The sequence below is a fragment of the Micromonospora yongxingensis genome (assembly GCF_052601155.1).
On the sequence record NZ_JBQXEO010000035.1, the window covers coordinates 38047 to 58644 of the forward strand.

20 protein-coding genes are annotated in these 20598 nt (G+C 72.2%); 11 read left to right on the forward strand and 9 right to left on the reverse strand.

All coding sequences use genetic code 11. The features are described from left to right. Window positions 1-33: 33 nt before the first annotated feature. Window positions 34-1134 (forward strand): calcium:cation antiporter, encoded by a 1101-nt coding sequence (locus ACTWLT_RS29225; protein ID WP_252414711.1) that lies wholly within the window; start codon window positions 34-36, stop codon window positions 1132-1134. Window positions 1135-1161: 27 nt separating this feature from the next. Here the strand turns inward: ACTWLT_RS29225 and ACTWLT_RS29230 are convergent, their stop codons facing one another. Both ACTWLT_RS29230 and ACTWLT_RS29235 read right to left on the reverse strand, forming a co-directional pair. Next, on the reverse strand, window positions 1162-2403 hold the full coding sequence (locus ACTWLT_RS29230; RefSeq protein WP_445321158.1) for an RNA polymerase sigma factor: 1242 nt from the start codon (window positions 2401-2403) through the stop codon (window positions 1162-1164). Beyond that, the gene (locus ACTWLT_RS29235) at window positions 2400-2792 is read right to left on the reverse strand and encodes a YciI family protein (protein ID WP_445321159.1); all 393 of its coding nucleotides are present in this window, start codon (window positions 2790-2792) and stop codon (window positions 2400-2402) included. The genes ACTWLT_RS29230 and ACTWLT_RS29235 overlap by 4 nt, the downstream gene beginning before the upstream one ends. 222 nt (window positions 2793-3014) lie before the next feature. Here ACTWLT_RS29235 and ACTWLT_RS29240 point away from each other — a divergent pair, with 222 nt between their 5' ends. After that, window positions 3015-3227, forward strand: coding sequence for a hypothetical protein (locus tag ACTWLT_RS29240; RefSeq protein WP_445321144.1), 213 nt, complete (start codon window positions 3015-3017; stop codon window positions 3225-3227). Window positions 3228-3231: 4 nt separating this feature from the next. Here ACTWLT_RS29240 and ACTWLT_RS29245 read toward each other — a convergent pair whose 3' ends face one another. Continuing rightward, complete coding sequence (locus ACTWLT_RS29245) at window positions 3232-3597, reverse strand: hypothetical protein (protein ID WP_445321145.1); 366 nt, start codon at window positions 3595-3597, stop codon at window positions 3232-3234. A 159-nt stretch (window positions 3598-3756) separates the two neighbouring features. Between ACTWLT_RS29245 and ACTWLT_RS29250 the strand changes: the two genes are divergently transcribed. Together ACTWLT_RS29250 and ACTWLT_RS29255 are read left to right on the forward strand one after the other, a co-directional pair. After that, window positions 3757-4500, forward strand: coding sequence for a neutral zinc metallopeptidase (locus ACTWLT_RS29250; RefSeq protein WP_445321146.1), 744 nt, complete (start codon window positions 3757-3759; stop codon window positions 4498-4500). A 121-nt stretch (window positions 4501-4621) separates the two neighbouring features. Then, complete coding sequence (locus tag ACTWLT_RS29255; protein WP_445321160.1) at window positions 4622-5278, forward strand: HAD family hydrolase; 657 nt, start codon at window positions 4622-4624, stop codon at window positions 5276-5278. Window positions 5279-5294: 16 nt separating this feature from the next. Here ACTWLT_RS29255 and ACTWLT_RS29260 read toward each other — a convergent pair whose 3' ends face one another. From ACTWLT_RS29260 to ACTWLT_RS29280, 5 genes are all read right to left on the reverse strand, one after another. After that, window positions 5295-5672, reverse strand: coding sequence for a carboxymuconolactone decarboxylase family protein (locus ACTWLT_RS29260; RefSeq protein ID WP_445321147.1), 378 nt, complete (start codon window positions 5670-5672; stop codon window positions 5295-5297). A gap of 160 nt (window positions 5673-5832) precedes the next feature. Next, entirely contained in the window at window positions 5833-8388 is a 2556-nt protein-coding gene (locus tag ACTWLT_RS29265) for an ABC transporter permease (RefSeq protein WP_445321148.1), read from the reverse strand. Continuing rightward, complete coding sequence (locus ACTWLT_RS29270) at window positions 8388-9155, reverse strand: ABC transporter ATP-binding protein (RefSeq protein ID WP_445321149.1); 768 nt, start codon at window positions 9153-9155, stop codon at window positions 8388-8390. The genes ACTWLT_RS29265 and ACTWLT_RS29270 overlap by 1 nt, the downstream gene beginning before the upstream one ends. Window positions 9156-9504: 349 nt before the next feature. After that, window positions 9505-10191 (reverse strand): response regulator, encoded by a 687-nt coding sequence (locus tag ACTWLT_RS29275; RefSeq protein WP_252414698.1) that lies wholly within the window; start codon window positions 10189-10191, stop codon window positions 9505-9507. 173 nt (window positions 10192-10364) lie between these two features. Next, entirely contained in the window at window positions 10365-11279 is a 915-nt protein-coding gene (locus tag ACTWLT_RS29280; protein WP_445321150.1) for a RecB family exonuclease, read from the reverse strand. A gap of 66 nt (window positions 11280-11345) precedes the next feature. Here ACTWLT_RS29280 and ACTWLT_RS29285 point away from each other — a divergent pair, with 66 nt between their 5' ends. The 3 genes from ACTWLT_RS29285 to ACTWLT_RS29295 are packed head-to-tail and all read left to right on the forward strand — an operon-like array spanning window position 11346 to window position 14120. Next, complete coding sequence (locus ACTWLT_RS29285) at window positions 11346-12500, forward strand: M50 family metallopeptidase (RefSeq protein WP_445321151.1); 1155 nt, start codon at window positions 11346-11348, stop codon at window positions 12498-12500. Further along, window positions 12497-13498 (forward strand): tRNA (adenine-N1)-methyltransferase, encoded by a 1002-nt coding sequence (locus ACTWLT_RS29290; RefSeq protein ID WP_445321152.1) that lies wholly within the window; start codon window positions 12497-12499, stop codon window positions 13496-13498. The genes ACTWLT_RS29285 and ACTWLT_RS29290 overlap by 4 nt, the downstream gene beginning before the upstream one ends. 49 nt (window positions 13499-13547) lie before the next feature. Then, on the forward strand, window positions 13548-14120 hold the full coding sequence (locus tag ACTWLT_RS29295; RefSeq protein ID WP_252414692.1) for a hypothetical protein: 573 nt from the start codon (window positions 13548-13550) through the stop codon (window positions 14118-14120). A gap of 48 nt (window positions 14121-14168) precedes the next feature. Here ACTWLT_RS29295 and ACTWLT_RS29300 read toward each other — a convergent pair whose 3' ends face one another. Beyond that, a complete protein-coding gene (locus ACTWLT_RS29300) occupies window positions 14169-14459 on the reverse strand; it encodes a ferredoxin (protein ID WP_074309704.1) in 291 nt (96 codons plus the stop codon). Window positions 14460-14637: 178 nt separating this feature from the next. Here ACTWLT_RS29300 and arc point away from each other — a divergent pair, with 178 nt between their 5' ends. The 4 genes from arc (at window position 14638) to ACTWLT_RS29320 (ending at window position 20543) form a co-directional block, all read left to right on the forward strand. Then, on the forward strand, window positions 14638-16419 hold the full coding sequence (gene arc, locus ACTWLT_RS29305; protein ID WP_252414690.1) for a proteasome ATPase: 1782 nt from the start codon (window positions 14638-14640) through the stop codon (window positions 16417-16419). 151 nt (window positions 16420-16570) lie between these two features. Then, window positions 16571-18595 (forward strand): hypothetical protein, encoded by a 2025-nt coding sequence (locus tag ACTWLT_RS29310; RefSeq protein ID WP_445321153.1) that lies wholly within the window; start codon window positions 16571-16573, stop codon window positions 18593-18595. Between the two features lie 110 nt (window positions 18596-18705). Beyond that, the gene (gene dop / locus ACTWLT_RS29315) at window positions 18706-20223 is read left to right on the forward strand and encodes a depupylase/deamidase Dop (RefSeq protein WP_374556881.1); all 1518 of its coding nucleotides are present in this window, start codon (window positions 18706-18708) and stop codon (window positions 20221-20223) included. Window positions 20224-20327: 104 nt separating this feature from the next. Continuing rightward, entirely contained in the window at window positions 20328-20543 is a 216-nt protein-coding gene (locus ACTWLT_RS29320) for a ubiquitin-like protein Pup (protein ID WP_088948111.1), read from the forward strand. Window positions 20544-20598: the final 55 nt, after the last annotated feature.

Below are 20598 nucleotides of genomic sequence, written 5' to 3' on the forward strand. Positions count from 1 at the left end.
GCACATGATCACCTGGCCTGGCACTCTTGACGCATGGCCGCCCTGCTTCGATCCCGCGTGACCGACTGGACCGTCGCCGTACCCGTACTCGCGGTGCTGGTGCTGATCGCCACCTGGGGACGGCAGCTGCCCGGGCCCGTCATCGTGGTGGTCGCGGTACTGCTGGGCGGGGCGGTCCTCGCGGCGGTGCACCACGCCGAGGTGGTCGCCCACCGGGTGGGGGAGCCGTACGGCTCCCTGGTGCTCGCCGTCGCGGTCACCGTGATCGAGGTCGCCCTGATCGTCACGCTCATGATCAGCGGGCCGGAGAAGACCCAGTCGCTCGCCCGGGACACCGTCTTCGCCGCCGTCATGATCACCTGCAACGGGATCCTCGGCCTGTCCCTGCTGCTCGGGGCACTCCGACGTCGGGTCGCGGTGTTCAACCCCGAGGGCACCGGCGGAGCGCTGGCCACCGTGATCACCCTGGCCACCCTGAGTCTGGTCATCCCGACCTTCACCACGGCCCGACCCGGGCCGGAGTTCAGCCCGGCCCAACTCGCCTTCGCCGCCGTGGCGTCGCTGGCGCTGTACGGGCTGTTCGTGCTCGTGCAGACCGGCCGGCACCGCGACTACTTCCTGCCCGTCGACAGCCAGGGCCGGGTGATCGACGCGGAGGAGCACGCCAAGCCGCCGACCACCCGCGCCGCGCTGGTCAGCCTGGGGCTGCTGCTGGTGGCGCTGGTCGCCGTGGTCGGCGACGCCAAGACCGTCTCCCCGACCATCGAGGCCGGGGTGGCGGCGGCGAACCTGCCGCACGCGTTCGTCGGCGTCATCATCGCCCTGCTGGTGCTGCTGCCGGAGACCCTGGCCGCGGCCCGCGCCGCCCGCCGCGACCGGGTGCAGATCAGCCTCAACCTCGCGCTCGGCTCGGCGATGGCCAGCATCGGCCTGACCATCCCGGCCATCGCCATCGCCTCGATCTGGCTGGACGGCCCCCTGCTGCTCGGCCTCGGCGGCACCCAGCTCGCGCTGCTGGCGCTCACCGCCGTGACGGCGGTGCTGACCGTGGTGCCGGGCCGGGCCACCCTGTTGCAGGGCGGCGTGCACCTGGTGCTGCTGGCCGCCTTCGTCTTCCTGGCCGCGAGCCCCTGACCCGTCCGCGCCGCGACCGGCGCCGACTCAGTCGGCGAGGCGGTCCGCGCGGGCGTTCAGGTAGCGCTGCTGGGCCAGGTTCGTCGACCTCGCCGCCGCCATCCGGTACGCCTCCCCGGCGGCGCCGCGCTCGCCGACCAGCTCCCACAGGTGGGCGCGGGCGGCCGGCAGTCGGGGATCGTCGGCCAACCGGCCGTCGTCGGCGAGCTCGGCGAGCAGCGCCAACCCCGCCGGCGCGCCCCGGCTCATCGCCACCGCCACCGCGTGGTTGAGTGCCACGACCGGGTTGTTGGACATGCCCATCAGCACCTCGTACAGGGCGGTGATCTGCGCCCAGTCGGTGGCCGCCGCGCTGGGCGCCTCGTCGTGCACGGCCGCGATGGCCGCCTGGAGCTGGTACGGCCCGACGACCCCGCGCGGCAGCGCCCCGGTGATCAACGCGACGCCCTCGGCGATCTGGTCGGCCCGCCACCGGCCACGGTTCTGCTCGGCCATCGGCACCAGCTCGCCGTGCGGGCCGATCCGGGCCGGGGCGCGGGCGTCGGTGAGCAGCATCAGCGCGAGCAACCCGGTGACCTCGGGATCGTCGGGCAGCAGCCGGTGCACCAGGCGGGTCAGCCGGATCGCCTCGGCGGTCAGGTCGGCGCGCAGCAGGCCGGGGCCGGCGGTACGCGCATACCCCTCGGTGAAGACCAGGTAGAGCACGTGCAGCACGGCGGCGAGCCGCTCGGCCCGCTCCGGGCCGGTGGGCGGGGCGAACCGCAGCCCGCTGTCGCGGATCCGCTGCTTGCCCCGGCTGATCCGCCGGGTCATCGTCGCCTCCGGCACCAGGAAGGCGCGGGCCACCTCGGCGGTGCTCAACCCGCCCACCGCGCGCAGCGTCAGCGCGATCTGCGACGCCGGCGAGAGCGCCGGATGGCAGCACAGGAACAGCAGGATGAGCGTGTCGTCGGCGTCGGCCGGTGGCCGGTCCGCTGCGGGAGCCTGCCACTGCTCGGGCAGCACCCACCGCGCCACGGTGTCCTCCCGCCGCACCCGGGCCTGCTCGCGGCGCAGCAGGTCGGTCAGCCGGCGGGACGCGACGGTGATCAGCCAGCCACGCGGGTTCTCCGGTACGCCGTCGCGCGGCCAGCCACCCGCCGCGGCGATCAGCGCCTCCTGGACGGCGTCCTCGGCGGTGTCGAAGTGCCCGTAGCGGCGTACCAGCGCGCCGAGGACCTGCGGCGCGAGGCCGCGCAGCAGGTCCTCGACGGGGTTCGGCACCGTCAGCCGGCCAGGTCCTCGACGCCGTCCAGCACCGGCCGCACGTCCACGTACCCGCCGGGCGCGTCCGGGTCGACCAGGCCGGCGGCGATCTCGGTGGCCCGGTCGAAGCTGGCGCACTCCACGATGGTGTAGCCGGCCAGCACCTCCTGCGTCTCCGGGTACGGGCCGTCGGTGACCACGGGCGCGCCCTCGCGCACCTGCACCCGGCGGGCGTGCACCGGCTCGCTGAGACCCCGGGCGTCAACCAGCTCCCCGGACTCGGCGAGCGCCTGGTGGAACGTCTCCATGTGCTCGTGCATGGCCGCGATCTGCTCGGCCGACATGGCCGGCCGGTCGGTCGCCCGGCCGGAGAGCACGTCGTAGTCCTGCTGCGAGCCGTAGAGCAGGATCATGTACTTCACGGTGGTCCCTCCTGTCCCGGCGCCACGACGGCGCCGCTCACCAGAGACGTCGAAGCCACCAACCCCACCCGGACACGCTAGTTCCCGCGAACTCGACCACCCCCGTGACCATGACGTTGTTGTCACGACACGCCGCACCGGCCAGCAACAACTTCATGATCACCGGGGTGGGAGGGGGTCGGGAGGGTGGTGGGGGGTCGTTAGCGTGGAGGGATGACGACCGTGTGGGTGGTACTGGGGATTCTTGTCGCCGTGGGGGGTGCGGCGTTCGGGGTGGTGGCGTGGCGGGACCGGGGGCGGTTGAGTTCCGCCGACGACGATGCCGCCGCTCGGGCGGCGCGGGCCACTCAGCAGAGGTACGAGGCCGAGCGGCACGCCGAGCAGGGCGACACCTGGCAGCGGGGGCGCGACGGCAGCGGCGGCTGACGGGTCACTGCCCGTACGAGAGCCGGAGCCGATCGTTGATCAGGTAGTTGAGGCGGTGCCGCAGGTACCCGAGGGTGCTCTCGCTCGGCAGCTCACCGTCGGTGGTGAGCGTCCAGCGCAGCGCGCAGCCCTGACCGGGCGGCTGGGCGGCCACGTCGAAGCGGACCCGGTCCAGCGGCCGGTGCGGCCACAGCGACGACCAGACCACCAGCACCGGCGCGTATCCCGCCACCACCCGGGGCGGCACCTCGTCGTCGCGCAGCTCCAGCCAGGGCCGGCTGCCGGCCTCGTACGGGTCCCGCAGCGAGCGCCACACGACGTGCGGCGGGGCCGGCTGGCTGCGGCGGCGGCTGCCCAGCACGTGCACCACGACCCTCCTGACCGGACGGACACCCGCCCCGCACCATTGTGGTCGCCCGGCACCCGCGCCGTGAACCATCCGGTGCCGGTTCCCGTGAATCAGGTCGGTGGAATGGCGCTCCGATGTCGGGGGTACTGCCTGTGCGGAGCCGACGCCAGGGGAGGCGCAGTGGGGGCACGGTCAGGTCGCGACGCGCGGGGTCCGCTGGTGGGCCTGCTGATCGCCGCGCTGGTGTCGGTCGCCTGCGCCGTCGGCGGGGTGGCCGAGCCGGAGGGTGAGCGCCCGGCGCCGGGCCGTCAGACGGCCGCCCCGGATCCGAGCACCACCCGGGCCGACAGCACCACCAGTGTCGCCGAGTTCCAGCAGGACGTCGCCGACGCGCAGGCGATCGCCGAGCGGTACTGGGCGGCCCAGTTCAAGGCCTCCGGGCAGCGTTTCCGGCCGGTCCGGCAGATCGTCCCGTACCAGCGGGCGGGTCAGGTGTCCTGCGGCGGTCAGGCGCTGCCGCGCAACAACGCCGTCTACTGCTCGCAGGGTGACTTCATCGCCTACGACGTCACCTGGTCGGTGGCGGCGTTCCGCCAGGTCGGCGACGCGTTCGTGTTCTACCTGCTCGGCCACGAGTACGCCCACGGCATCCAGGTGCGCCTCGGCATCCGCTACACCTTCACCATCCAGCAGGAGTTGCAGGCCGACTGCATGGCCGGGGCGTACCTCGGCGACTCGGTGCGCTCCGGCGCGCTGACCCTCGCCGAGGGCGACCTGGACGAGTTCCGGGAGGGGTTGGCGGCGGTCGGCGACGACCCCGACCAGCCGTGGTTCGCCGAGGGGTCGCACGGCACGGCCGAGCAGCGCACCGAGTCGTTCTTCCGCGGGTACGAGCGCTCCCTGGACGCGTGTGACCTGAGCTGACCGGGGTTGCCCGGATCACCCCTTCGCCCGCCGCCGGCACCCGCCGCGGCCGGCCCTGGCAGGATCGCCGGTGTCGGCCACGACCCTGGAGGATCCGCTGAGCAGCCAACACCCCGCCGCCGTGCTCTTCGACATGGACGGCACGCTGGTCGACAGCGAGAAGCTGTGGGACATCGCGCTCCAGGAGCTCGCCCGGGAGTACGGCGGGGAGCTCTCCCTCGCCGCCCGCCGGTCGATCATCGGCACCAGCATGGCCGAGTCGATGCGCATCCTGCACGACGACCTGGGGCAGCCCGAACGGGACCCGGAGGCCAGCGCGGCGTGGATCAACGCCCGGATCCTGGAGCTGTTCCGCACCGGGCTGCGGTGGCGCCCCGGCGCGTTCGCCCTGCTGCGGGCGGTGCGGACGGCGGGCATCCCCACCGCGCTGGTCACCTCCAGCGGTCGGCCGCTGGTCGAGATCGCCCTGGACACCCTAGGCCGGGACAGCTTCGACGTGGTGGTCTGCGGCGACGAGGTGGTCGCCGCCAAGCCCCACCCGGAGCCGTACCTGACCGCGGCCCGGCTGCTGGGCGTTCCGATCAGCCGCTGCGTGGCGATCGAGGACTCGCCGACCGGGGTGGCCAGCGCGCTCGCCTCCGGCGCGGCTGTGCTGGCCGTACCCGCGGAGGCACCGCTGCCGGTCACGGCCGGCGTACACCAGGTGGAGAGCCTGACCGGCGCGGACCTGGAGTTGCTCGCCGCCTTGCTGGTCGACCGGGCCGGCGCGACCGGCTGACCGGGGGCGGCGCGGATCAGGGGCGCTCGGCGAAAACCGCGGCGACCACCTGATAACCGTCGAACGCCCGCGCGGCTCCCGCGTAGGCGGCCAGGTGGATGAACAGCTCGACGATCTCCTCCTTGGTCACCCCCGACTGCAGCGCGATGCGCAGCTGACCGCGCAGCGGCTCGTGGGTGCCGAGAGCGGCGGCGATGGCCACCGAGACGAGGCAGCGGCTGTGCAGGTCCAACCCCGGGCGGGGCCATGCCTCGCCGAAGGTCTGCACGGTGGCCAGGCGGCGGAAGTCCTGCCCGACGGGTGGCTCGCCCTCGCCGAGCGGCAGCGTGAGCGGCTGACCGAGCAGCCGCTCGGCGTTGTCCAGGGCTCGCTGGTACGCGTCCTGATCGGTCATGTCACCCTTCCCGGCTCGCCACCGCCGCCCGGAACCGCGGGCGGGCCGGCACCGCCATCGTGGCAGCTCGGGCCCGGTCCCGGAGGGCAATTCGGCCGAGGCGGACAGCACGGACCCCCGGCGCCGCGAACGGCACCGGGGGTCCGTGGTGACTGTCTGCTCAGTCGTGGGCGATCGCGCCCAGCACGTTGATCCGTGCCGCCCGCACCGCCGGCAGCACCGCGGCCACCACCCCGATGATCGCGGCCAGACCGAGGAAGACGCCCATCTGCCCCCAGGGCAGGATCAGGTCGGTGATCCCCTCGTCCTTGAGCGCCTCGACCACCGCGGCGCCGAGGCCGCTGCCGACCACCACGCCCAGCAGAGCGCCGAACACGGAGATCACCACCGCCTCCACGGTGATCATGCCCATGGTCTGCGACCGGCGCAGACCGATCGCCCGCAGCAGACCCAACTCCCGGGTCCGCTCCAGCACCGACAGCGCCAGGGTGTTGATGATGCCCAGTACGGCGATCACGATGGCCAACGCCAGCAGGATCTGGATCATCGTGAGCAGCCCGTCGAGCTGACCGGTCTGCTGCTTGATGAACGCCGCCCGGTCGGCCACCGACACCTCGGGGCTGTCCGCGAGCAGCGCCTCCACCTGCGGCTGCACGTCGCCGACCCGCGTGCCCGGGGCCAGCTGGATGAAGCCCTGGATGGGCTGCGGGATGGCGAAGTCCTTCGCGGCCGTCGCCGGCAGCGTCACCGGGTTGGTCAGCTGGGACGCCTCGTAGATGCCGCTGACCGTGTACGTCCGCGCCTCACCGCGGGTCAGCTGCACGTTGACCGTCGAGCCCACCGACAGGTTGCGGGAGGTTGCGGTGTCCGAACTGACCAGCATCTGGGTCGGCCCGAGCCGGTCGATGTCACCGGCGGTGGGCTTCGCGCCGAAGATCTGCCGCAGCGACGCGATGTCACTGCTCGCCGCGACCCAGGTGCTCTCGCCGTTGACCTTCGCCATGTCGCCGTACTCGCCGTCGACCATCTGCACGCCCGGCAGGGCCTTGGCCCGGTCGAGGACGGCCGGGTCGAAACTCGGCGGTCGCGGACCGCCCTGCGCACCGGAGATCACCAGCTCGGCCTTGATGGTGTCCTCGGCCAGAGCGCTGATGCTGCCCTTGGCCGAGTCCAGGATCACCGTCACGCCGGTGACCAGCGCGATGCCGACCATCAGCGCGGCAGCGGTGATCGCGGTGCGGCGCGGGTTGCGCCCCGAGTTCAGCCGGCCCAGCTTGCCCGGGACCGACCAGGAGAAGATCGCACCGAGCAGGGCCACCACCGGCCGGCTGATCAGCGGAGTCAGCAGTGCCACGCCGATGAAGGCGAACAGCACCCCACCGAGGATGGTGGGCAGCGTCTGACCGCTGGCGTTGCCACTGAGCCCGAGGAACAGCAGCACCGCGCCGATACCGGTGACCACCGACCCGGCGATCGTGACCTTTGTCAACGGCCGGTCCGGGGTGGCCACGTCCTGCATCGCGGCGATCGGCGGGATCCGGGACGCCCGCAGCGCCGGCAGCAGCGCCGCCACCACGGTGATGACCAGACCGACAGCGAACGAGCCGATCACCGCGGCCGCCGGCACGCCGATCCCGGCCAGGGTGAGCCCACCGGCCAGCTTGCCGAACAGGAACGCCAGCAGCGCGCCCACGCCGATGCCGGCGGCCAGGCCGAGCACCGAGGCGATCAGCCCCACCGCGATGGCCTCCAGCACCACCGACCCGATGATCTGCCGGCCGCTGGCCCCGATGGCGCGCATCAGCGCCAGCTCCCGGGTGCGCTGGGCGACGATGATCGAGAAGGTGTTGAGGATCAGGAAGGTGCCCACCAGCAGCGCCACCGCGGCGAAGCCGAGCAGGATCTTGTTGAAGAAGGACAGGCCCTCCTTCAGGCTGGCCGAGGCGTCCGCGGCCACCTGCTCGCCGGTCTTCACCTCGTAGTCGGCGCCCAGGGTGCGGGCGACGTCGTCGCGCAGCGTCTCGTCGGAGACCCCGCCGGCGGCGCGCACGGTGATGCTGCTGAACGCGTCGGGCTCGCCGATCATCAGCCGCTGCGCCACCGGGGTGGTGAAGAAGACCTCGTTGACCCCGCCGATCGAGTCCCGGTCACCGCTGTAACCGACGATGCCGACCAGGGTGAAGTCCCGCTTCTTCGACTCGAAGGCGGTGAGCACGCCGACCTTCTGGCCGACCTGCACCTTCGCCGCCGTCGCCAGTGACTTGTTGAGGACGATCTCGTCGTCGGCCTGCGGCCCGCGGCCCTCCCGCAGTTGCAGCAGCTCGCTCTCCCCGGTCCAGTTCTCGCCCAACTGCGGCGGACCGAACGAGGTGATTACCTTGCCGTTGCTGCCGATCACGCGGGCGCCGTCGGCGTTGACGATGCCGGTCGCCGAGGCCACGCCCGGCACCTGCTTGACCCGGTCCACGACGGCGGCGGGCAGCGGGGTGGCGGTCTGCTCACCCTCGATCTCGCTGACCTCCACCTTCGGCTTCGCCGTGACGTTCACGTCGATCTCGGAGAAGCCGTCGGCGAAGACCGAGTCGAAGGAGCGGCCCAGCGTGTCGGTGAGCACGAAGGCGCCGGACACGAACATCACGCCGAGCACCACCGCCAGCCCGGACAGGATCAGCCGGACCTTGCGGGCCAGCAGACTCTTCAGTGTCGCCCGGAACATCAGTTGCCCACCTCAGCCGGAGTGTCCAGCTTCTTCATGGTGTCCAGCACCGTCTCGGCGGTCGGCTCGATCAGCTCCGAGACGATCTCCCCGTCGGCCAGGAAGACCACCCGGTCGGCGTACGCGGCGGCCGTCGGGTCGTGGGTGACCATCACGATGGTCTGGCCGTGCTCGCGGACGGAGTTGCGCAGGAAGCGGAGCACCTCCGCGCCGGAGCGGGAGTCCAGGTTGCCGGTCGGCTCGTCGGCGAAGATCACCTCGGGGCGGGACACCAACGCCCGCGCGCACGCCACCCGCTGCTGCTGCCCGCCGGACAGCTGCGCCGGCCGGTGGTCCAGCCGGTCCCGCAGGCCGACCGTGTCGATCACCGTGTCGTACCAGGCCGGGTCGGGCTTGCGCCCGGCGATCGACAGCGGCAGCAGGATGTTCTCCTTGGCCGTCAGCGTCGGCAGCAGGTTGAACTGCTGGAAGATGAAACCGACCTTGTCGCGGCGCAGCTTCGTCAACCCCGAGTCACCCAGCCCCGTGACGGTCGTCTCGCCGATCGCCACCGTGCCGCGGGTGACCGAGTCCAGGCCGGCCAGGCAGTGCATCAGCGTCGACTTGCCGGAACCCGACGGACCCATGATCGCGGTGAACCGACCGCGTTCGAACTCCGCGCTGACCCCTCGTAGCGCGATGACCTGTGCCTCACCGCTGCCGTACACCTTCCACACGTCGTTCGCCCGGGCCGCGGCCTGCGCCTGCTGGCCTACCGTCGCGGTCACGTCATCTACCTCTTCCGTCTCTGCCAATACGCGCCGCCCCCGCTGGTCCGGCGCGACTGTTCCATCATCGGCGCTGCTCACGCCCGTACCGTCCGCCCACGGGGGGACCCGGCGCGGATTTCGCGCTGCGGGTGCACCCCCATGCCGGCTCAGGGTTGCCCCTGACCCGACGGCCGGTCGATCCGTTTCCCGACCGGCGAAACGCCGCCGGCAGGCTGCGAGGTGAACCCACGAGAGGATCAACCCCGCCAAGCCATCTCCGGTCACGGTAGGTGAGCACGGCAAGCCAGCCGTCACCCCACGGAGGGATCTTCGGGTACGCCGGGTGAGGTAGCCGGGTGGGTCAGGCCTACGCCCGGGGACGGACCAGCCCCGACTCGTACGCCAGCACCACGGCCTGCACCCGGTCGCGCAGCCGCAGCTTGGTCAGCACGTGCCCGACATGTGTCTTGATGGTGGTTTCGCTGACCGACAGCGCCACCGCGATCTCGGCGTTGGACAACCCTCGGGCCACCTGCACCAGCACCTCGCGTTCCCGGTCGGTGAGCGCGCTGAGCGCCGCCGACGGTGTCGCCGCCGGGTCGGGCAGCAGGTCGGCGAACCGGTCCAGCAACCGCCGCAGGATCCGGGGGGCCACCACCGCGTCTCCGCCGGCCACGGTGCGGATCGCCGCGATCAACTCCTCGGCCGGGACGTCCTTGGCCAGGAACCCGCTGGCGCCGGCGCGCAGCGCGCCCACCACGTACTCGTCGAGGTCGAAGGTGGTCAGCACCAGCACCCGCACCGGCAGCCGGGCGTCGACGATCGCCCGGGTGGCGGCCACCCCGTCCATCCGGGGCATGCGGATGTCCATCAGCACCACGTCGGGCAGTAGCCGGCGGGACAGGTCCACCGCCTCCAGGCCGTCGCCGGCCTCCGCCACCACGTCCAGGTCCTGCTCGGCGCCCAGCACCATCCGGAAGCCCGTACGCAGCAGCGGCTGGTCGTCGGCGAGCAGGATCCGCACCGGCCGCGCCGAGGCCACCCGATCGCTCATCTCGTCTCCCTGTCCCGCGCCGACGCCGCTGCCGCACCGGCCATCCTCGCGCACACCGGCCCGTGCGTCGCGGACCACCGTAGAGGCCGGCCCGTCGCCGCGTCCCGACCGTTGCCGGACCGGCACGGTCGGGTTTCTGCCCGGGGACGACGGTCAGCGGCGGCGCCCGGAGGTCACTCGTCGGCGCCCGGCGCCACCGGACCGGAGCGGGCGTCGCGCAGCGGATCGGCGGCCGCCGCCGCGACCGGGAACGGCGGCGGGGTGCCACCGAAGGTGGGGCAGAGCGCCTGGTGGCTGCACCAGTCGCAGAGCCGGCTCGGCCGGGGCCGGAAATCCTGCCTTGCGGTGGCCTGCTCGATCGCCCGCCACAGCGCCACCACCGTGCGCTCGAAGCGGACCAGCTCCTCGGCGTCGGGCGTGTAGTCCAACACCTCGGCGTCGCGCAGGTAGAGCAGCCGCAGCACCCGGGGCACCACGCCGCGGGTGCGCCACAGCACCAGCGCGTAGAACTTCAGCTGGAACAGCGCCCGCGCCTCGAACGCCTCCCGTGGAGCGCCACCGGTCTTGTAGTCGACCACCCGCAGCGCGCCGTCCGGAGCCACGTCGAGCCGGTCGAGGTAGCCCCGGATCAGCAGCTCCTCGTCGACCACCGCCGAGATCAGGCTCTCCCGCTCGGCCGGCTCCAGCCGGGTCGGGTCCTCGACGGCGAAGTAGCCCTCCAACAGCGCGGCGGCGGAGCGGAGGAACTCGACCGGGCCGGCCGGCTCGGCATCCTCGAAGAGCCCGGCCAGCTCGGGCTGCTCGGTGACCATCCGGTCCCACTGCGGGGCCACCAGGTCACCGGCCGCGGCCGGCGTGCGGCCCGGCGCCGGCAGGTCGAACAGGCGCTCCAGCACGGCGTGCACCAGGGTGCCCCGGGCCTGCTCGACGGTGGTCCGCTCGGGCAGCCGGTCGATGCTGCGGAACCGGTAGAGCAGGGGGCAGGTCTTGAAGTCGGCCGCCCGCGACGGCGACAGCGAGGCCCGCACCGTGGGCGGCACCTGCGCCGGGGAGGGGGACTGGGAGGTGGTGACCGGTTCCGCCGTCATGTCCGCAAAGGTTAGGGCACCGGTGTGACACCGACCGCCGCGCGGCCGGTCCGTAGCATCGTCCCGATGGAGCAGACATCCCGACCGCCGCGCCGGCCCGATCGCCGCCCCGGCCTGAGCGTGGGCCGGGTGTTCGGGGTGCCGTTGCACCTCAACGGCTCCATGGTCCTGCTCGCCCTGCTCGTCGCCGTGCTGTACGCCGAGTTCGCCCGCCGGCAGCTGGACCTGCCGCAGGTCAGCGGCTACCTGATCGGCTTCGGGTTCGTGGTGTCGCTGCTCGGCTCGGTGCTGCTGCACGAGCTGGGCCACGCGCTGACCGCCCGGCGGTACGGCATCGGTGTGCGCGGGATCACCCTGGAACTGCTCGGCGGGTACACCGAGATGGACCGGGACGCCCCGTCGCCCCGGGTCGACCTGCTGGTCTCGCTGGCCGGCCCGGCGGTGTCCGCGGTGCTCGGCATCGGCGCGGTGGTCGCCACGCTCGCCCTGCCCGAGCGGACCGTGGCCCACCAGCTGGCCTTCCAGCTCGCCGTGAGCAACGTCATCGTCGCGCTGTTCAACATCCTGCCCGGGCTGCCGCTGGACGGCGGCCGGGCGCTGCGCGCCCTGGTGTGGGGGCTCACCCACGACCGGCACCGCGGCACCGAGGTCGCCGGCTGGGCGGGCCGGGTGGTCGCCGCCGGCACCGCCGCCCTGGTCCTCCTGCTCACGCTGGCCGACTACCTGGCACCGCTGGCTCTGCCGCTGATGCTGCTGGTCGCCATCACCCTCTGGCGCGGCGCCGGGCAGTCGATCCGGGCGGCCCGGGCCAGCCGCCGGTTTCCGCTGATCGACCTGTCCCGGCTGGCCCGCCCGGTCTGGCCGGTGGCCACCGGCACGCCGCTGTCCGAGGCCCAGCGGCGGCGCGCCGAGGGCGGGCAACCCGGTGCCGCGCTGCTGGTCACCGACTCCACCGGCCGGCCGGTGGCGCTGGTCGACCCGGCCGCCGCCGACGCGGTGCCCGCCGAGCGTCGCCCGTGGCTGGCGGTGGACGCCGTCGCCCGGTCACTGGGCACGCTTCCCGCGCTGCCGGTCGGGCTGGACGGGGAGCGGGTGATGGACGCCGTGCAGAGCCACCCGGGCGCACAGTACGTGGTGACCGCAGGCGAAGATGTCGTCGGCATCCTGCACATCGCGGACCTGGCGCAGCTCCTCGAACCCAACCGGAAGATGACATCGTGACCGCAACTCCCTCCACCGTCCCGGCCGACACCGCCACCCCGGCCCTGACACCCGTGCACCGCGGGCCGTTCCGGCCCGGCGACCGGGTGCAGCTGACCGACCCCAAGGGGCGGATGCACACCGTGACGCTGGAGCCCGGCAAGGAGTTCCACACCCACCGCGGCATCCTGGCGCACGACGCGCTGATCGGGCTGCCCGACGGCAGTGTGGTGACCACCTCCGGCGGCGGCACCGCGTTCCTGGCGCTGCGGCCGCTGCTGTCGGACTACGTGCTGTCCATGCCGCGCGGCGCGCAGGTGATCTACCCGAAGGACTCGGCGCAGATCGTCGCGATGGGTGACATCTTCCCCGGCGCGAAGGTCCTCGAAGCCGGCGCCGGCTCCGGTGCGCTCAGCTGCTCGTTGCTGCGCGCCGTCGGCACCGAGGGTGAGCTGCACTCGTTCGAGCTGCGCGACGACTTCGCGCAGATCGCCAAGCGCAACGTCGAGGCGTTCTTCAACGGGCCGCACCCGGCGTGGAACCTGCACGTCGGCGACGTCGCCGCGTGCGAGGAGACCGGCTTCGACCGGATCATCCTGGACATGCTCACCCCGTGGGAGACCCTCGACATGGTCGAGCGGGCGCTGGTGCCCGGCGGCGTCTTCATCGGCTACGTGGCCACCACGCCGCAGCTCTCCGAGCTGGTGGAGGCGCTGCGCGAGCGCGGCGGCTGGACCGAGCCGCGGGCCTGGGAGTCGCTGGTGCGGGACTGGCACGCCGAGGGTCTCGCCGTCCGACCGGACCACCGCATGATCGCGCACACCGCGTTCCTGGTCTCCGCGCGCAAGCTGGCCCCCGGGGTCACCGCGCCGCCCCGGCGGCGCAAGCCCAGCAAGGGCACCGAGGCGTACGTGCAGCGCCGGCAGGACCTGCGCGAGGCGGAGGCGGCCCGGCAGGCGGCGGCCGCCCAGGCGGCCGGTGTCCAGCCCGACGCGACGGGGGAGATGGGCAGGCCGTGACCATCGAGCTGGGCGTCGGCGTCGTCGCCGAGCGGGGGGAGGCGGCGGGATGAGCCGACCGGGCTACGGCGGCGGTGACCTGCCCGCCGTGTTTCCGGACTGGTCGCCGTACCAGGACCTGGAGTCGGCGGCGCGCGCCTACCTGCGCGACCCGGACGTCGCCCTGGAGGCGCTCGGTGGGGTGCTGCGCGGCGCGTCGGTGCTCGGCTTCACGCTGGAACGCTTCGTCAACGAGGTCAACGGCGTGTGGCAGGAAGTCGTGGTCTGCGACGGCAGCCGGCTGATCCTCTGGCACGGCGAGGACGTGCCGCCGGGGGAGGGGCCACCGGGATCGATGACCTCGTCCCTGCGGGTGGTGCCGGTCTCCACCGTCACCGAGGTCGGCTGCCGGCGTCGGCTCAACCGCACCGAGAGCGGCGAGATCCGGGTCGACAGCATCGACGTGTACCTGCTGCTCACCTCGCTGGACGAGGCACCGCCGAGCGAGGAGATGGTCGGCGCGCCGCGACACGACGCGCTGCGCTTCGGCAAGACCCTCGACGACGGGGGCGCCGGGCAGATCGCCCGGTTGGAGGAGTTCGCCCGGCTGGTCGCCTCGGTGGTCGGCCGCCCGATGCTCTGAGGCGTGACCCGTCGGGCCGGCCCGGGTGGGGCGGCCCGACGGGGTTGCTCAGTCCTCGGCGTCCGGGCCGGCGACCTCGACGCCGTCGCCGCGCACCACGTGGATGCAGTCGCCCGGGCACTCCTTCGCGGAGTCGATCACCTCGAGTCGCAGGTGCTCGGGCACGTCGACCCGGCTGCCCGGCGCCATCCGCAGCTCACCGTCGGCGCCCTTGACGTACGCCAGGCCGTCGATGTCGAACTCGAACACCTCCGGCGCGTACTGCACGCAGAGCCCATCGCCCGTGCAGAGATCCTGGTCCACCCAGACCTGCAGCTGGTCGGTCGCGACCTCGGCCACCGGTGCACCCCCCATGTTCTCGCGTCCTACGCTTCGACGGTACCCGAACGCCGGTACCGGCCCGCCAGGCCACCCTTGGCGATCAAGGTTCGGTGACGAGGGTGTTGCGTGGGACCGAATCGGCCTCATAGCGGCTAGTGTTAGGGCAGAACGTTCAAGCCCCCCGGGGAGGTGGGACGTGGCACGCAGCGACGACGCGGACTCGCGCGCCGCACGGTGGGAGAAGGAAGCCCACGATCTCTCCACGCAGGTCGCGTTCCTGCAAGAGGAACTCGCCCTGGTGCGGCGCAAGTTGACCGAAAGCCCCCGACACGTCCGGCAGCTCGAAGAGCGGCTGGCGGCCACCCAGGCACAGTTGGCGCGGCTGACCGAGAACAACGACCGGCTGGTGAGCACCCTCAAGGAGGCTCGCACGCAGATCGTCACTCTCAAGGAGGAGATCGACCGCCTCGCACAACCGCCGAGTGGTTACGGCGTCTTCCTGGCCAAGCACGACGACGGCACGGTGGACGTCTTCACCGGCGGCCGCAAGTTGCGGGTCGCGGTCTCGCCCTCGCTGGACGTGGCCGAGCTGCGCCGCGGCCAGGAGGTCCTGCTCAACGACGCGCTCAACATCGTCGACGCGTTCGGCTATGAGCGGGTCGGCGAGGTCGTGATGCTCAAGGAGATCCTGGAGGGACCGAACGGCGGGCCGGGTGACCGGGCGCTGGTGGTCTCCCACTCCGACGAGGAGCGCATCGTGCACCTCGCCGAGACGCTCATCGGCTCGGCGATCAGGGCCGGCGACTCGCTCATGATCGAGCCCCGCTCGGCGTACGCGTACGAGCGGATCCCGAAGAGCGAGGTCGAGGAGCTGGTCCTGGAGGAGGTGCCCGACGTCGACTACTCCGACATCGGTGGCCTCCAGTCGCAGATCGAGCAGATCCGCGACGCGGTGGAGCTGCCGTTCCTGCACGCGGACCTGTTCCGTGAGCACCAGCTCCGCCCGCCGAAGGGCATCCTGCTCTACGGCCCGCCCGGCTGCGGCAAGACGCTGATCGCCAAGGCGGTGGCCAACTCGCTCGCCAAGAAGATCGCCGAGCGCCAGGGTAAGGAGAAGCACACCAGCTTCTTCCTCAACATCAAGGGCCCGGAGCTGCTCAACAAGTACGTCGGTGAGACCGAGCGGCACATCCGGCTGATCTTCCAGCGAGCCCGGGAGAAGGCCGGCGAGGGCACCCCGGTGATCGTGTTCTTCGACGAGATGGACTCGATCTTCCGGACCCGCGGCTCCGGTGTCTCCTCGGACGTGGAGAACACGATCGTCCCCCAGCTGCTCAGCGAGATCGACGGCGTGGAGGGGCTGGAGAACGTCATCGTCATCGGCGCCTCCAACCGGGAAGACATGATCGACCCGGCGATCCTGCGTCCCGGTCGGCTCGACGTGAAGATCAAGATCGAGCGGCCCGACGCCGAAGCGGCCAAGGACATCTTCTCCAAGTACATCCTCTCCGGGCTGCCGTTGCACCCGGACGACCTCGCCGAGCACGGAGCCGACCCCCAGGCCACCGTCGCGGCGATGATCGACGCCGTCGTGCTGCGGATGTACTCGGAGACCGAGGAGAACCGCTTCCTCGAGGTGACCTACGCCAACGGCGACAAGGAAGTCCTCTACTTCAAGGACTTCAACTCCGGCGCGATGATCCAGAACATCGTCGACCGCAGCAAGAAGATGGCCATCAAGGAGTTCCTCACCTCCGGTCGCAAGGGGCTGCGCCTGCAGCACCTGCTCGACGCCTGCGTCGACGAGTTCCGGGAGAACGAGGACCTGCCCAACACCACCAACCCCGACGACTGGGCCCGCATCTCCGGCAAGAAGGGCGAGCGGATCGTCTACATCCGCACGCTCGTCTCCGGAGGCAAGGGGGCCGAGGCCGGCCGGTCCATCGAGACCGCCAGCAACACCGGCCAGTACCTCTGATCGACCACCCAGCGGCGGCACCGGCTCTGTCCGGTGCCGCCGCTGGCTGCGTCGGCTGGCCACACACTCCGGCGCGCCACCGGTGGGCCAACGCTCCCGCCCGATCCGGCTAGACTGCGGCGACTCCACCGACCGACCGAACGAGGACTCCGTGCGCGCCGACGCCACCAAGGAAATGCCAGCAGTGCCGGGTGGCACGGACAACCGGGAACCCGTAGCAAGCCCGCCCACCACGCCCACCACGCCGGCCGCCCGGCGCCCCGGCATCGGCCTGCTCCTGGCCGTGCTGGTCGCGTGCTGGCTTCTGCCGCTCGCCGCGAACGCCGTACACGCCGCCTGGCTGCTGCCCCCACTGGTGCTGTTCGGCACGGCCAGCCTGCTGCGCTCCGGGCGTACCCTCCTCGACCGGATGGTGCTCGCCCTCGCCCTGCTGGCCGGTCTCACCTGCGCCGCCGGCCTGCTCTTCAGCGTCTGGCCCTGGGGCCTGCACCCGGTGCCGGTCTCCGGGCTGGCGCTCACCGTCCTCACCCTGGCCGCCGTGCTCTCCCGGCGCGCCCCCCGGCTGCCCCGCCCCGGCTGGTCCGACCTGGCCTCGGTGGCCGCCGCCGCCGTCGCCGCCGGCTACCTCGCCACCCCCTACCTGCGCGCCACCAGCTTCGGTCAGCGGCTCAACCTCGCCATGGTCGGCGAGGACAACGGCCGCCACCCGGCCCTCTTCGACGTGATCGGCCGTCTCGGCGGCTACCTCTTCGTCGACCCCGACACGGCCCGCGAGCAGATCTTCTCCGGCCTGGTCCACTACCCGCAGGGCTGGCACCTCACCTCCGCGCTGCTCGACGGCTTCCTGCGCAGCTCCGGCCCCGCGCCCGCCGGGCCGGCCCTCATGGACCACTACGTGCTCTGGTGTCTCGCCACCTTCGGGGTGCTGGTGCTCGCGCTGGTCTGGGCCGCCCAGCACGTCGCCGGCCCGCTGCACCCGCTGCGCCGGCTGGTCCTCATCATCGGCGTCACCGCGCTGGTCCTCGGCACCGAACTGCCGCGACTGCTGGTCGCCGGCTACCCCAGCGAGACGTTCGGGTTGAGCCTCGCGGTGTTCCTGGTCGCCCTCGTCGTCCGCCCCCTGAGCCGACTCCGCGAGCAACTCATCCTGGTCGGGGCGCTGCTGATCGGCATCGGCTTCTGCTACTACCTCTTCCTCTTCCCGACCGGCGCCATGGTGCTCTGCTGGCTGATCGCCGACCGGCGTCGGCTGCGTGCCCGCCTCGGCACGGTCGCCGTCATCGCGGTGGTCACGGCCGCCCTGGCCCCGCTGACCGCGCTGCTCGGCCTGTTCGTCGCCGGCCAGAGCGAGGCGCTCGCCGCCCCCGGCGGTACGCCCCCGGTGGAGACCTACAACGCCATGCTCGGCCTCGGCGCGGTCGTCCTCGCCGCCGTCTCCGTGGCCACCAACCGGAGCGAGTCCACCTGGCGGCGCTACCTCGTCGCGCTGGCCGTCGCCGTGCTCTTCTCCGCCAGCATGGCGGCCGTGAACCTCGTCAACGGCACCCAGCCCGCGTACTACTTCGGCAAGACCGCACACCTGGTCATCGCTGTGCTCATCATCGGCGCCGCCGCGCTCGCCCGACTGCTGCCCGTGCCCGCGGAGAGCACCGATTCCGAGCCGAGCCGCCGCCCGATCAGCGGCGCCCTGCCGTCCGTCGCCACCGCCGCGCTGGTGACGGTCGCGCTGCTCGCCGGCACCGGTGTGATCGGCTGGACCGGCGGCTTCTTCCACCGCACCGGCAGCAACGGCACCTGGGCGAAGGACTGGGCCGACCGCGAGGTGCGGGACATCACCCGCTCCGCGTCGGTCACCAACATCGCCTACCGGAACTACCCGGCGATCCCCGGCACCGTCACCCTGGTGGTGGACAAGCAGGGCCTCCAGGGCTACCGGGAGTCGATCTTCCTTTCGGCCATGCAGGGCACCAGCGGCCAGACCGAGCCCGGCATCTACTTCCGGATTTACGACGAGCCCGCCCGGACCGCGGAGATCCTGCGTCGCGTTCCCCGCCCGCTGCGGCTCATCGTGGCCCACCCGGACGCCCAGAAGGCCATCGATGGAGCGCTCAAGGCCGACCCCTCCCTCCGGGAGGGTCTGACGCTGGTGCCGCTCAAGCCCGGCACTCCGCGGTAGCCGCGCCGCGCCGTGCGGCAGGGCTGCGCGGTCGGCCACCGCGCAGACTAGTCTCGATGGTGTGAGCGGCGGGCACGCCTGCTCCGTGGGCGAGCGAAGCGAGTGGTCGCATGACGGTACGTCGGATCATGGGCACCGAGGTCGAGTACGGCATCTCCGTGCCCGGCCAGGCCGGAGCCAACCCGATGGTCACCTCGTCGCAGGTGGTCAATGCCTATGGGGCCCGCCCCGAACTGAACCGGGGCGGGCGGGCACGGTGGGACTACGAAGAGGAATCGCCGCTGCGCGACGCCCGCGGCTTCACCTACTCCGGGGCCGCGTACGACCCGGCCGAGGCGTTGGCCGACGAGGACCTCGGCCTGGCCAACGTGATACTCACCAACGGGGCGCGCCTCTACGTCGACCACGCCCACCCCGAATACTCCACGCCCGAGGTCACCACCCCGCGTGACGTGGTGCGCTGGGACAAGGCCGGCGAGCGGGTGATGGCCGAGGCGTCCCGCCGGGCCGCCACCATCCCCGGCACCCAGCCGATCCACCTCTACAAGAACAACACCGACAACAAGGGCGCCAGCTACGGGGCGCACGAGAACTACCTGATGCGCCGGCAGACCCCGTTCGCCGACATCGTGGCGTACCTGACGCCGTTCTTCGTGACCCGGCAGATCGTCTGCGGTGCCGGCCGTGTGGGCATCGGGCAGGACGGCGGGCAGAGCGGTTTCCAGATCTCCCAACGTGCTGACTTCTTCGAGGTCGAGGTCGGCCTGGAGACCACCCTCAAGCGACCGATCATCAACACCCGCGACGAGCCGCACGCCGACGCCGACAAGTACCGCCGGCTGCACGTCATCATCGGCGACGCCAACCTCTCGGAGATCTCCACCTACCTCAAGGTGGGCACCACCTCGCTGATCCTCAACATGATCGAGGAGAAGGCGCTCGGCAGCGACCTCGGCATCGCCGACCCGGTCAGCGAGCTGCGCGCGGTCAGCCACGACCCCAGCCTGTCGCACCGGATGCGGCTGCGCGACGGCCGCCGGCTCACCGCGCTGGACCTGCAGTGGGCCTACCTGGAGCGGGTTCGGTCCTTTGTCGACGACCGGTACGGCACGGACGTCGACGAGCAGACCGTCGACGTGCTCGACCGGTGGGAGAGCGTGCTGGACCGGCTCGGCCGTGACCCGATGCTCTGCGCCGACGAGCTGGACTGGGTGGCCAAGCTGCGGCTGCTCGAGGGCTACCGGGAGCGGGAGAAGCTCGGCTGGGGCTCGCACAAGCTCCAGCTGGTCGACCTGCAGTACTCCGACGTCCGGCCGGAGAAGGGCCTCTACCACCGGCTGGTGACCCGGGGGGCGATGAAGACGCTGCTCACCGACGAGGAGACGCGCAGCGCGATGACGGAGCCGCCGGAGGACACCCGGGCGTACTTCCGTGGTCGTTGCCTGGCCCAGTACGCCTCTGAGGTCGTCGCCGCGAGCTGGGATTCGGTCATCTTCGACGTGGGCCGGGAGTCGCTGGTCCGGGTGCCGATGATGGAGCCGGAGCGGGGCACCCGCGCGCACGTCGGGGCGCTGTTCGACCGGTGTGCCAGCGCCAAGGACCTGCTGGAGACGTTGACCGGGGGCTGAGCGTGTGTCGGGATGCCCGCCGGGTGCCGCATGCCGGCGCGCGGCGGGCTTTTCGTCGCCTCAGCGAGGTAAGTTGATCGCAGACGATCGTGGAGGAGGCAGCAATGGCCACTCATGACAGCGGCGGCCAGTCGCAGTCCGGCAAGTCCCGCCAGGGCGAGGAGATCGAGGACGTCACCACCGAGGCCAACCCCGAGGTGGCTGAGCGGCACGCCGAGATCACCGAGGACGTCGACGACCTGCTCGACGAGATCGACTCCGTCCTCGAAGAGAACGCCGAGGAATTTGTGAGGGGCTATGTACAAAAAGGGGGTGAATAGGGCATAGCCGGGCAACTCGGACATGCCTCGCCCGTCGAAGGATCGAGACGGTCAC

Coding starts and splice junctions, on each gene's coding strand:
- ACTWLT_RS29320 (WP_088948111.1), top strand. CDS start 20,328: ATGGCCACTCATGACAGCGGCGGCCAGTCGCAGTCCGGCAAGTCCCGC.
- ACTWLT_RS29260 (WP_445321147.1), bottom strand. CDS start 5,672: ATGACCGATCAGGACGCGTACCAGCGAGCCCTGGACAACGCCGAGCGG.
- ACTWLT_RS29265 (WP_445321148.1), bottom strand. CDS start 8,388: ATGTTCCGGGCGACACTGAAGAGTCTGCTGGCCCGCAAGGTCCGGCTG.
- ACTWLT_RS29280 (WP_445321150.1), bottom strand. CDS start 11,279: ATGACGGCGGAACCGGTCACCACCTCCCAGTCCCCCTCCCCGGCGCAG.
- ACTWLT_RS29225 (WP_252414711.1), top strand. CDS start 34: ATGGCCGCCCTGCTTCGATCCCGCGTGACCGACTGGACCGTCGCCGTA.
- dop (WP_374556881.1), top strand. CDS start 18,706: ATGACGGTACGTCGGATCATGGGCACCGAGGTCGAGTACGGCATCTCC.
- ACTWLT_RS29235 (WP_445321159.1), bottom strand. CDS start 2,792: ATGATCCTGCTCTACGGCTCGCAGCAGGACTACGACGTGCTCTCCGGC.
- ACTWLT_RS29275 (WP_252414698.1), bottom strand. CDS start 10,191: ATGAGCGATCGGGTGGCCTCGGCGCGGCCGGTGCGGATCCTGCTCGCC.
- ACTWLT_RS29285 (WP_445321151.1), top strand. CDS start 11,346: ATGGAGCAGACATCCCGACCGCCGCGCCGGCCCGATCGCCGCCCCGGC.
- ACTWLT_RS29240 (WP_445321144.1), top strand. CDS start 3,015: ATGACGACCGTGTGGGTGGTACTGGGGATTCTTGTCGCCGTGGGGGGT.
- ACTWLT_RS29295 (WP_252414692.1), top strand. CDS start 13,548: ATGAGCCGACCGGGCTACGGCGGCGGTGACCTGCCCGCCGTGTTTCCG.